Source organism: Kitasatospora sp. GAS204B (assembly GCF_029892155.1).
Taxonomy (GTDB): Bacteria; Actinomycetota; Actinomycetes; order Streptomycetales; family Streptomycetaceae; genus Kitasatospora.
This window is the reverse complement of the sequence record NZ_JARZAG010000022.1, coordinates 151,108-162,047: the sequence shown is the minus strand read 5'-3', so window position 1 is coordinate 162,047 and position 10,940 is coordinate 151,108. Positions and strand designations below refer to the sequence as shown.

Below are 10,940 nucleotides of genomic sequence, written 5' to 3'. Positions count from 1 at the left end.
GACGCGACAGCCGGGCCCTCGGCCTGCCCACCACTACCCGGACAAGTCGAAATGGCCCGTCGAACGCACCGACGGACCGTCACGAAAGATCGAGGCTAGTCGGCGCCTGAGCGTGATCCACCCGAGGCTTCGTTCGATCGTACACCGTCTTTTCGCGACGTGGAATCCGGGGATGTCGACCTTCCGGTGGACGACGTCGACGTCGACGTCGATGACGAGGCGGGCGCCGTGCTCGACGGCAGCGTTCTTGAATCCGGTGTCGACCCAGCTTTTGGTGATGGTCGAGTAGAGATTCTTGGCCTGGTCGAGGAGGCGTATTCCCAGGGCTCTCTCGGACAGACTCGCGGCGGTGACGGTCACGGCGAGGATCAGGCCGATCGTGTCGGTGAGGATGCCTCTCTTCCGGCCGACGATCTTCTTGGCGGCATCGGTTCCCTGGCTGGTCGGGGGCATGTTGGTGGAGGTCTTCACGCTCTGGGTGTCGATGACCGAGGCAGTTGGTTCGGGCTTGCGTCCTTCTTTCGCGCGGGCGAGTCCGGTGAGGTTGTAGTTGAGTTGGGCGAGGATTCCCTCGTCGCGCCAGGCGGCGTAGTAGGCGTAGACGGTTCCGTGGTTCGGGAAGTCGTGCGGAGGTACTTCCAGGGGATTCCGGTGCGGTTGACGTAGAGGATCGCGTTGAAGGTGTCGCGCAGGTCGACCTTCGCCGGCTGACCGGTTGGCCGGCGGTCGAGTCGGGCTCTTCGCCAGGCCGTCAGTTTCGGCTCGATCAGGGCCCATCGGGCGTCGGACAGGTCGCTTGGGTACGGCTTCCGCTGACTCATGACACAGCGTCAGCACCGGCGGGCCGGAAGGTCCAGTTCCGCTGCTGGTTGGGCGATTCCGTGACGTCTGCAACCCAGACGGACTTCAGAACTCAGAAGCGGACGAGACGGTCGGCTGTCCTTGCTGGCTGGTCGGTCAGAGTCCAGGCCTACCCGGCAAACATGGCGGAGTAGGGTAGGAACAAGGACCGCATATGGCACTAGGGCCACCAAAACACCCACTGAGTCACCGGACTAGCGGGCCCCGCCAGTCCTCTTGCTGGAGTGCCGGGGCCCGCTCGTGCGCGGCCGTTGCGGCGGTGTTCGCCGCCGGGTTCAGGTGAGTGCGGGCGTGCTCAGGGGCACGCTGTCCCCGTCCTCGTTGACCGCGCCGATCACCCGGTCCCGTTCGGGGGTGTTCTCCGGCTTCAGGAAGCCGATCAGGGTGTAGAGGACCAGCGAGGTGGCCACCGGGGCGGCTGTCTCGATGTCCGTACCCTGGCCGCTGATGCCGTAGTTGGTGAGCCAGAAGACGAAGAGGCCCGCTGCCCAGGAGACGAGCGCGGCGGTGGGGCCGCTGCGGCGGAAGAGCGGGATCATGCCGAGCAGCAGTGGGATGGTGATCGGGCCGATCAGGCCGGCCACCCACTTGATCACCACCGTGATGATGTCCTTGAAGGTGGCCGAGTTGACCTCGGTGGCCACTGCCATTGACAGCGCCAGGAAGGCCACCGTGCTGACCCGCGCCGCCAGCAGGCCCGCTCGACTGTCCCAGGCGCGGGCCCGCCGCGACATCACCGGGGCGATGCAGCGGGTGAAGACGGAGGCGACCGCGTTGGCGTCCGAGGAGCACATCGCCATGGTGTGCGAGAAGAAGCCGACCACGATCAGGCCAATCAGGCCGTGTGGGAGCAGGTGTTGGGTGAGCAGGGCGTAGGAGTCGCTGGCGTCCTTCTTCTTGGCGTGCACCAGCAGCGGCGCCGCCCACATCGGGAACATCAGCACCAGCGGCCAGACGAACCAGAGGATGGACGAGAGCCAGGCTGCCCGCCCGGCCTCCCGGGCGCTGGGCGCGGCCATGTAGCGCTGGGCCTGGTTCCACATGCCGCCGTTGTACTCGAAGGTCTTGATGAAGACGAAGGCGAGCAGGAAGGTCAGGGTGTAGGGGCCGGCGGTCGGGTGGGTATGGGTGGCGGGGAGCTTGTGCCAGACCGTCCAGATCGCGGAGACACCGCCCAGCTTGCCGAGCACCGCGGCGAACATCGCGATCCCGGCCAGGATCTGGATGACGAACTGGCCGAAGTCGGTGAGCGCGTCCGCCCAGAGGCCGCCCACCGTGCAGTAGATCGCGGTGATCGCGCCGGTGAGCAGGATGCCCTGGTCCAGGCTCAGGCCGGTGAAGACCGAGAGCAGGGTGGCGATCGCGGCCCACTTGGCGCCGACGTCCACGATCTTCAGCAGGCCGCCGCTCCAGGCGAGCGCCTGCTGGGTGGTGACGTTGTAGCGGTCGGCCAGGAACTCCAGCGGTGAGGAGACGCCGAGGCGGGAGCGGACCCGGTTGAGCCGGGGTGCGAACAGCCGGGCCCCGATGGCGATGCCCACCGCGATCGGGAAGGCCCAGGTGGCGTAGGAGGTGATGCCGTACTGGTAGGCGATGCCGGCGTAGCCGGTGAACATCACCGCGCTGTAGCCGGACATGTGGTGCGAGATGCCGGAGAGCCACCAGGGCATCCGGCCACCCGCGGTGAAGAAGTCGCTGACGTCGCCGACCCTCCGGTGGGACCAGAGGCCGATGGCGAGCATGACGAAGAAGTACGCGCTGAGCACGGCCCAGTCGAGCGCGGTCACGGGAGGCTCCTGCGGGTGGGCGTCAGGGGAGGAGGACGAGTGTCCGGGTGGATCTGGCGGAGCCGACGGTCAGGTCGAGCGTCACAGTTGCCTGACTGTCCGTCAGTGTCACCGAGACACCAGGCGAGTTGGTGCGGAAGGCGCGGTAGCGGCCGTCCAGCGTGACGGTCAGCCGGGTGGACGTCCCGGTCGGCTCCGACGCCGCCAAGGTGGTCCGCGCGCCGTCGCGGCGCACCAGCACCGCGGCCGGACCGTCGACCGTGATCGGCCCGGCCGAGCCGGCGGCGAAGAAGGTGCCGGCCGTCAGCTGCTCACGCTCGGCGTGGATCGCGTGCACAGTAGCGGAGTTGGCGAGCACAGCGGGCTGCTGCTCGCAGTGCGCGGCCTGCTCGGTCTGCGCGGCCGAGGCGCCGGGCAGCAGGACGTACGCGTAGTCGGCCGCGGTGGGATCGATGCCGTGGTCGAGCCAGAGGGTCAGGTAGCGGTTGGTGCAGGGCGTGGTGGTGCCGCCGGTGCTCGGGCCGTTGTCGATGTCGGCCCAGGCGCCGGTGCGGGCCTCGCGCAGCGCGCGCAGCGGGGCCCCGGCCGGGAACAGGTAGCCGCCGACGCCCTCCAGGTGGGCCCAGCGGGCACCGTCGAAGCTGGCGGTCCAGCCGAGCGTGCCGGGCTGCCGACAGCCGTCCACCGTCAGCGCGTTGGAGCCGGTCGCGTGCAGGTTGCGGTTCTCGACGATGGTCTCCACGGCGTGACCGCTGCTCCCGGTGATCCCGGCGCCGAGCGCGACCACGCCGCGATCCAGGCAGAACCAGGACTTCTTGGCGCGCATCGGCGAGCCGTACGGCACCAGGTCGAGCCCGACGGCGCCGTAGTGCGCGTCCAGCACCGCGCCGCCGGACCAAGTGGTGGGCGGCAGCGTGGAGTTGCCGGCGCTCGGCGCCAGCGGGAGCTGGTCGACGGTGGTGCCGGGCAGGCGAGTCGAGTCGACCGTGGGCCAGTAGGCGTCCGTGTAGTGGCCGTTGTCGTGGTCGTAGAGGTAGGTGGCGCCGTCGCCGGTGTGCCAGCCGCGCTGGTTCTCGCCGTTGAGCGCCTCCAGGCGGGCGATCCGGCTGCTGGACAGTGCGACGGTCCAGGCCCAGCCCGGGCGGCGGTGCACCGCCCGCTCGATCGACGGGATCTGCAGGTGGCCGACCGGGGGCGGCGCGGCCGGCAGCCGGTGGTCGTCCAGTACCGAGTTGACCAGGGCGATCCGCTCGGGGGTGGCGCCGGTGGTGATCGTGGCGTAACGCTCGCGCTGGATCCAGCCCTTGGCGAGCGCCCGCCAGCGGGCCTGCTGATCAGGCGAGCCGATCGGAGCCAGCCGCAGGATCGCCTCGGTGATGAAGTGGCCCGCGTCGTGGTCGGTTTCGCCCTGCCGGGAGAGGAAGCGGCCGCGCACCACGTCCATCACCAGGCCGTCGTGCATGAACGGCGCGTAGGTCAGGTCGACCGAGTCGAGGATCACCTTGAACCCGGGGTCGGTGATCGCCCACGCCGATCCGCCGAGCAGCGCGGCGAGTTGGCTGAGGTCGCCGAGCAACACGTACGCGTAGTGGCCGTTGTACGGGATGGTGCCGTGCTGGATGTACCCGCCGTCCGGGTAGTAGCCGTCGCTGGTGGTGACGTACGGGAAGATGTCGGAGAGCTTGTCGCGGCCGACTGAGATCTGCGTCGGGTCCTTGGCCAGGATGCCGCGCAGGATCGCTATCTGGCACTTGTCGGAGCGGTTGGCGCCGGTGGTCACCACAGTGCCCTGCTGCTGCGTGGTGGGATCGCCGCAGAAGTGCAGGGTGGTGTCGAGGTAGCCGGCCAGATCGGCGGCCGGCACGGTGGCGCCCAGCAGTGCGCAAGCGTTGAGCAGCGCCTGCGGGCTGGCGATCTCCCAGTGGTACCAGTTGCCGACCTGTGCGGCGCCGGAGTTGTAGAACTTGCCGCCGATCAGCGCCAGGGCCGCGACCAGGTCGGCGGCAGTGGCCGGGTCCTGGTGGTAGCGGGAGCCGGGGGTGGCCCAGGCCAGGGCGGTGTCGCGGATCCGGTAGTAGCTGAGGCTGGCGTGCTCCACCGGTCCGAACGGCAGATCGGTGTAGACCGAGGCGGGGTTGGGGGAGCGGTCGTAGGCGGCGATGTCGGCGGCGGCGGTGCTGTCGACCACGGCGATGGCGGCGGTGTAACGGGTGTCGCCCGGGGTGATCTTCGAGGCGGCGGTGAGCAGGTCGGACCAGGCCGCGCGCAGGGTCTCGAACTGGTCGGCGGGGGTTGTGGTGATGGTGCTCGCGGTGCCGGCGCCGGTGGCGATGGCGCCGGTGGCGGTGGCGGTCGTGGTGCCGAGCAGGCCGGTGCCGGTGATGGCCAGGCCGGCGCCGAGGAGCAGGCGCCGGGGAATCGTGCCGTCCATATGCGCTCCGGGGAAAGGAAGTTGACGGAGGAAAGGAGCTCGCAGGGTGAGGACATCTCAGGGCAGGTGGCTGTGCTAGTCAAGAGCTTGGACAAGATTCACGGTTATGAACTACGCGTTGGGTCGCTCGAGTTGGCCGTCGACCCGGCGCGGCACCCGGAGCGGGTTGGCGTCGTGCAGCTCGGGCGGCAGCAACTCCGGTGGGGCGTCCTGGTAGACCACGGGTCGCAGCCAGCGCTCGACGGCGGTGGCGCCCACCGAGGTCGAGTTGCTGGTGCTGGCCGGATACGGGCCGCCGTGGTGCATGGCGGGGAGCACCGCGACGCCGGTCGGCCAGCCGCCGACCAGGACGCGGCCGGCGATCGCCGCGAGGCTGGGCAGCCAGTGGGCCGCCTCGGGCTCGTGCGGGGCGGTGTGCAGGGTCGCCGTCAGGCTGCCCTCGACCCGCGCGAGGACGGCGGCGGCCTCGGCGGCGTCGCGGTAGCGGGCGAGGACCACGAGGGGGCCGAAGCACTCCTCCAGGAGGAGGGTGTGGTCTGCGTTGCCGGCCTCGGCCCCGGTCGCGGCCCCGGCCCCGGTCGCGGCCCCGGCCCCGGCGTCGGGTTCGGGTTCGGGTTCGATGAGGAGCGCGGCGGGCAGTTCCAGGCAGCACGGGCGCAGCCGCCGGCCGGGCGCCTCGGCGTCCGGTACGGCGGTGAGCGACGCGACTCCCGGGAGCGCGGCGCGCGCCTGGCAGCCGGCCAGGTAGGCCGCGCCGATCCGCCCGTCCAGCGGCACCCCGGCGGGCACCGCGGCCAGCGCGGCGGCCGTGGCCGCGGCCAGCCGGTCGCCGGCCGGCCCGGCCGGCACCAGGACCAGCCCGGGCTTGGTGCAGAACTGGCCCGCGCCGAGGGTCACCGACCCGGCCAGGCCGGTGCCGATCTCCGCCGCCCGCTCATCCGCCGCCCGCTCGGTCACCACCACGGGGTTGAGGCTGCCCAGTTCGCCGTGGAACGGGATCGGCCGGGGCCGGGCCGCCGCCAGATCGGACAACGCCCGCCCGCCGCGCAGCGACCCCGTGAAGCCGACGGCGCGCAGTGCCGGATGCCGGACCAGGTCGACCCCCGCCGCGAAGCCGTGCACCAGCCCGAGCACCGCCGCCGGCACCCCGACCTCGCGGGCCGCCGCGTGCAGCAGTCGGGCGGCCAGTTCGGCGGTGGCCGGATGGTCCGCGTGCGCCTTCACCACCACGGGGCAGCCGGCCGCCAGCGCGCTCGCGGTGTCGCCGCCGAGCACGCTGAAGGCCAGCGGGAAGTTGCTCGCCGCGAACACCCCGACCACGCCGATCGGCGTCAGCCAGCGCCGCAGCACCGGGCCGGCGCCCGGCGTGGCCGGGTGGTCGATCACCACGTCCAGCAGCGCGCCCTCTCGGGCCACCGTCGCGAATGCCCGCAACTGACCGGCGGTTCGCGCGAGTTCGCCGGTCAACCGGGCGCTGCCGAGCGCGGTCTCGGCGTCGGCGGTGTTCACCAGCTCATCGCCTGCCTTCGCCAGCGCGTCGGCGGCGGCCAGCAGCAGCCGGGCCCGGACCAGCCGGTCGGCCAGTGCGGGCAGCGCCTGGTGGGCCGCCGTCACCGCGCGGTCGACGGCGGCGGTGTCGGACTCGACGGCGACCTCGGCGCGGCGTTCGCCGGTTCGGGGGTCCAGGCTCCAGACCTTCGCCTGCGGTATCGGCTGTGGCATCGCTGACTCCCGGTGCACGTAGGGGACTTCGGTCGCGGATCGGTGGAACTGAAGTCGGTGGAACTGAAGTCGGTGGAACTGAAGTCGGTGGAGCTGAATCGGTGGAACTGAGAGGGGTTCTGCGGGCTGAAGGGCGGCCACTATCCTGAACAGGTCGCGCACCATCGTGAAGGGAGCAGGCCCTATGGCGCAGTCCAGCCCCGCAGAGTCCACCGGAGCTCCGGTCAAGTCGGCGGTCCGCACGGTCGAACTGCTGGAGTACTTCGCCGGCCACCCGGGGATGCACAGCCTCGCCGAGGTGCACGAGGCGCTGTGCTATCCGAAGAGCAGCCTGTACATGCTGCTGCGCACGCTGGTCGAACTCGGCTGGGTCGAGACGGACCTGACCGGCACCCGGTACGGCATCGGGGTGCGGGCGCTGCTGGTCGGCACCTCGTACATCGACGGGGACGAAGTGGTGTCCGCCGCCCGCCCGGTGCTCGACAAGCTGGCGGCGGACACCACGGAGACGATCCACCTGGCCCGGCTCGACGGTTCGGATGTCGTCTACCTGGCGACCCGTCAGTCCCAGCACTACCTGCGGCCGTTCACCCGGGTCGGGCGCCGGCTGCCGGCACACAGCACCTCGCACGGCAAGGCCCTGCTCGCCACCTACCCCGACGAGCAGGTGCGCGAGCTGCTCCCGGCCACGCTGGCCCAGCTCACCGAGCACACCATCACCGACCGCGAGCAGCTGATCGAGGAGCTCGGCCGGGTACGGGAGTCGGGGTACGCGGTGGACAACGAGGAGAACACGCTCGGCCTGCGCTGCTACGGCACCGCGATCCCGTACCGCAGGCCGGCCCGCGACGCGATCAGCGTCTCGACTCCGGTGGCCCGGCTGACCCCCGGCCGCGAAGAACTCATCCGCGAGGCGCTGCTGGCGGCGCGCGACCGGCTGATCACGGCGATGCGGCATCTTTGACCGCCGGGGGCGGCCCGCCGGTCGACCGGCGGAAGGCGGCCAACTGGTCGGCCACCGTGGCGAGATCGGTGTCGGAGGCGATCCCGGCGTGGTGCAGCCGCAGCTCGGTCGCACCCGCCGCCACCGCCTTGGCGCCCAACTCGGCCACCAGGTCCGGGCGCTGACCCAGGCCGGCGACGATCGGCAGGTTGGCTACCAGAACGCCTTGGCCGACCTGCTCGAGCTGTCCGAGCCGGCCGACCTGCTCGATGGCCGCGTGCGGCAGCACCAGCCCGTCCGCTCCGCCCGCCCCGAGCAGCCAGTCCGCCTCGACCCCCGGGTTCGGTCCGCTGCGGTGGCTGACCGGGTCGGCGTGCACCAGGATCCGGAAGCCGGCTCCGGCGGCCGCGCGGACAGCCGCGATGCACGCCGCCTGGAAGGCCCGGGTGGCCGCCGTCCGGTGCGCGAGGGTGAGCCGGGCCAGCTTCGGGCCGAGCAGGCGTTCCACCTGCTCCCATTCGGACCGCTCACGTCCACCGCGTGCCTCCCCGCTCCCGTCAAGTGCCCCGTTCGCCCGCCAGAGCGGTTCGAGCGCCGCCCGGACGGCGGCCGCGGTGCCGGGCGCGCCGGCCGCCGTGTAAGCGCTTTCACAACGCGAGCAGAAGCAGAGTGACATCAGGTACTGGCCCGCGCCGCCCAGCTCCACACCGCTGATCTTGTCGTGCGCGTGCAGATGGGCGAGCCCGTACCAGCCGCAGGACTCCAGCTCGGTACCGGCGGTGTCCGCCCGTACGGCGGCTTCCGCCGCGAGCGTGGCGCAGTACTCGACCGCCTCGGGGCGGGCGATGCAGGGCGCCCACGGGTAGCGGTCGCCGTACGCGTTGCGCACGACCGTCTGCGGATGTTCCAGCCCCATCCGCGAGTTGTGCGCCAGCACCACCCAGGAGTGCACCGCCAGCCCCGCCGCCGCCAGCTGCCGGGCGGCGACCCCGTACGGGTCGCGCTGCGGTACCCAGCTCTGCCGGTACGGGCGCAACGCCCGCCCGCGCCAACGCGCCTCGTCCGGCGGGTAGTACACCGCGGCGTGCTCGGCCGTGACGATCCGGTGCCGCGGGTGACGAGGCGTCAGAGCCCGTACGCTGTGGTAGGCGGCGGCCAGCGCGACCGACTGGATGCCGAGGTCCCGCAGCCGGTACGGCGCGTCCGGGTCCCCGGCGATGTCCCAGGGGTAGAGGAACGCGCCGACCCGGGGCGGCCGAGTCGCTCCGCTCACAGCAGGTCCCGTCCGCGCTGGATGAGTTCGGCCAGCTGCTTGAGGTGCTCCGGCGTCGGCTCGGAGAGCGGTGAGCGGACGGTGCCGACGTCGAGCCCCTGCTGCCGGACCGCGGCCTTCACCAGGGAGACCGCGTAGCCCCGTCCCTGCTGGCGCAGTTCGACCAGCGGCCGGTAGAAGCCGTCCAGCAGGCGGTGCATGGTCGCGTCGTCGCCGTTCCGGTAGGCCAGGTTGAAGGCCATCGCGATGTCCGGCGCGAAGCAGAACACGGCCGAGGAGTAGCGGGTCACGCCGAGGCCGCGGTAGGCGAGGGCGGTCAGCTCGGCGGTCGGCAGACCGTTGAAGTACAGGAACGGTCGATCCGGCTCGGCGGACCGGACGGCGCTGATGGTGCGTTGCAGCAGGTCGAGGTCGCCGAGGCCGTCCTTGAACCCGATCACCCTTGGCATGGTGGCCAGTTCGACCACGGCCTCGGGGGTGAGCACGGCGTTGTCGCGCTGGTAGACGATCAGGTCCAGCGGGGTCGCTTCGGTCAGCGCCGCGTAGTGCCGCAGCAGGCCCGCCTGGTCCGGCCGCACGAGATACGGCGGCAGCACCAGCAGCCCGTCGGCGCCCACCTGGTGGGCGCGCCGCGCGAAGTGCGCGGCCAGCGCCGTGCCGTGGCCGACCCCGGCGACGACCGGGACCCGCCCGGCGGCCTCGGCCACGGCCGCCTCGATGACGCGCTGGTACTCGTCGAGGTCCAGCGCGTGGTACTCCCCGGTCCCGCAGGCCGCGAAGACCGCCGCGGCGCCTTCGCCGATACCGCGGCCGACGTGGGTGCGGAAGGCCGCCAGGTCCAGCGAGCCGTCCGGGGCGAAGGGCGTCACGGGGAAGAACAGGAGCCCGTCGAGCCGCTCGAAGAGTGGAGTCACAGTGGTCACCCATCTGATGGCTGTCCATATATATGAATTGGTTTGACGGTAGGTCAGGCCGTCCTGATGGTCAATAGGCCGGTGGCTGGGCTACTTTCTATCCAGGCAATCGCTCACCCATCGCTCATCCATTCACATCCATGAATGCGAGTCCGTATGACTGAGGTCCTGGGCACTCCTCGTGCCGGTGCCCGTACCGTCCTGCTCACCGGCGCGGCCGGCGGGGTCGGCACCTTCCTGCGTGCGAGCCTGCCCGGCTACGGGTACGAGCTGCGGCTCTTCGACAAGGCCCCGATCCCGGACGAACCCGAGGCCGTGACGGCCGACCTCGCCGACGCCGAGGCGCTGGCCGCCGCCATGGCCGGTGTCGACGCGGTGGTCCACCTGGCCGGCATCTCGCTCGAGGCGCCGTTCCCGGACATCCTGACCGCCAACATCGAGGGCACCTACCGCCTGTACGAGGCCGCTCGGGCCGCCGGGGTCCGCCGCGTCGTCTACGCGAGCAGCAACCACGCGGTCGGCTACACCGAGCGTCCGGCGGACGGCGCCATCGTCGGGGTCGACGTCCCGCACCGGCCCGACACCTACTACGGCCTGGCCAAGTGCTTCGGCGAGGACCTGGCCGCGCTCTACGCCGACAAGCACGGCATCTCGACGGTCTCGCTGCGGATCGGCTCCTGCTTCGCCGAACCCCGCACGGTGCGGATGCTCTCCACCTGGCTCAGCCCCGCCGACTGCGGCCGCCTGGTCCACGCGTCGATCGGCGCCGAACTCTCCGGTCACCACGCGGTGTTCGGCATCTCCGCCAACACCCGTGGCTGGTGGGACCTGGAGCCGGGTCGTCGGCTGCTCGGCTACGAGCCGCTGGACGACGCCGAGGTGTATGCCGAGAAGCTGCTCGCCGAGCATGGCGAACTCGCCTCGGACGACCCGGAATCGCGCTACCTGGGCGGTGCGTTCACGACGTTCTGAGGGCTGGTGGTACACCTCGGGCTGCTTGGGCCGCCTG

Annotated in this window: 7 protein-coding genes and 1 pseudogene; 2 read left to right on the top strand and 6 right to left on the bottom strand. The window is 71.5% G+C overall.

Annotation, left to right across the window (positions count from 1 at the left end; all coding sequences use genetic code 11):
- Positions 1-93 precede the first annotated feature (93 nt).
- From P3T41_RS26995 to P3T41_RS26980, 4 genes and pseudogenes are all read right to left on the bottom strand, one after another.
- Positions 94-821, bottom strand: a pseudogene (locus P3T41_RS26995) (IS5 family transposase); the annotation flags it as partial.
- 315 nt (positions 822-1,136) lie between these two features.
- Positions 1,137-2,648, bottom strand: coding sequence for a Na+:solute symporter (locus P3T41_RS26990; protein ID WP_280693116.1), 1,512 nt, complete (start codon positions 2,646-2,648; stop codon positions 1,137-1,139).
- 22 nt (positions 2,649-2,670) lie between these two features.
- Positions 2,671-5,079: a polysaccharide lyase 8 family protein gene (locus tag P3T41_RS26985; protein WP_280693115.1), complete on the bottom strand. Its 2,409-nt coding sequence runs from the start codon at positions 5,077-5,079 to the stop codon at positions 2,671-2,673.
- 111 nt (positions 5,080-5,190) lie between these two features.
- Positions 5,191-6,801 (bottom strand): aldehyde dehydrogenase family protein, encoded by a 1,611-nt coding sequence (locus tag P3T41_RS26980; RefSeq protein WP_280693114.1) that lies wholly within the window; start codon positions 6,799-6,801, stop codon positions 5,191-5,193.
- Between the two features lie 184 nt (positions 6,802-6,985).
- Between P3T41_RS26980 and P3T41_RS26975 the strand changes: the two genes are divergently transcribed.
- Complete coding sequence (locus P3T41_RS26975; RefSeq protein ID WP_280693113.1) at positions 6,986-7,765, top strand: IclR family transcriptional regulator; 780 nt, start codon at positions 6,986-6,988, stop codon at positions 7,763-7,765.
- Here the strand turns inward: P3T41_RS26975 and P3T41_RS26970 are convergent.
- Both P3T41_RS26970 and P3T41_RS26965 read right to left on the bottom strand, forming a co-directional pair.
- Positions 7,743-9,017, bottom strand: a complete 1,275-nt coding sequence (locus tag P3T41_RS26970; RefSeq protein WP_280693112.1) for a hypothetical protein — start codon at positions 9,015-9,017, stop codon at positions 7,743-7,745. The genes P3T41_RS26975 and P3T41_RS26970 overlap by 23 nt on opposite strands.
- A complete protein-coding gene (locus tag P3T41_RS26965) occupies positions 9,014-9,940 on the bottom strand; it encodes a 5-dehydro-4-deoxyglucarate dehydratase (RefSeq protein WP_280693111.1) in 927 nt (308 codons plus the stop codon). Before P3T41_RS26965 ends, P3T41_RS26970 begins: the two co-directional genes overlap by 4 nt.
- 147 nt (positions 9,941-10,087) lie before the next feature.
- On the opposite strand from P3T41_RS26965, the gene P3T41_RS26960 reads away from it, so the two are divergent.
- Positions 10,088-10,903 carry an NAD(P)-dependent oxidoreductase gene (locus tag P3T41_RS26960; protein ID WP_280693110.1) on the top strand — a complete coding sequence of 272 codons (816 nt, stop codon included), beginning with the start codon at positions 10,088-10,090 and terminating at the stop codon, positions 10,901-10,903.
- Positions 10,904-10,940: the final 37 nt, after the last annotated feature.

Excerpts from the sequence above, each read along its gene's own strand:
- P3T41_RS26985 (WP_280693115.1), bottom strand. The coding sequence starts at position 5,079 with ATGGACGGCACGATTCCCCGGCGCCTGCTCCTCGGCGCCGGCCTGGCC.
- P3T41_RS26980 (WP_280693114.1), bottom strand. The coding sequence starts at position 6,801 with ATGCCACAGCCGATACCGCAGGCGAAGGTCTGGAGCCTGGACCCCCGA.
- P3T41_RS26975 (WP_280693113.1), top strand. The coding sequence starts at position 6,986 with ATGGCGCAGTCCAGCCCCGCAGAGTCCACCGGAGCTCCGGTCAAGTCG.
- P3T41_RS26960 (WP_280693110.1), top strand. The coding sequence starts at position 10,088 with ATGACTGAGGTCCTGGGCACTCCTCGTGCCGGTGCCCGTACCGTCCTG.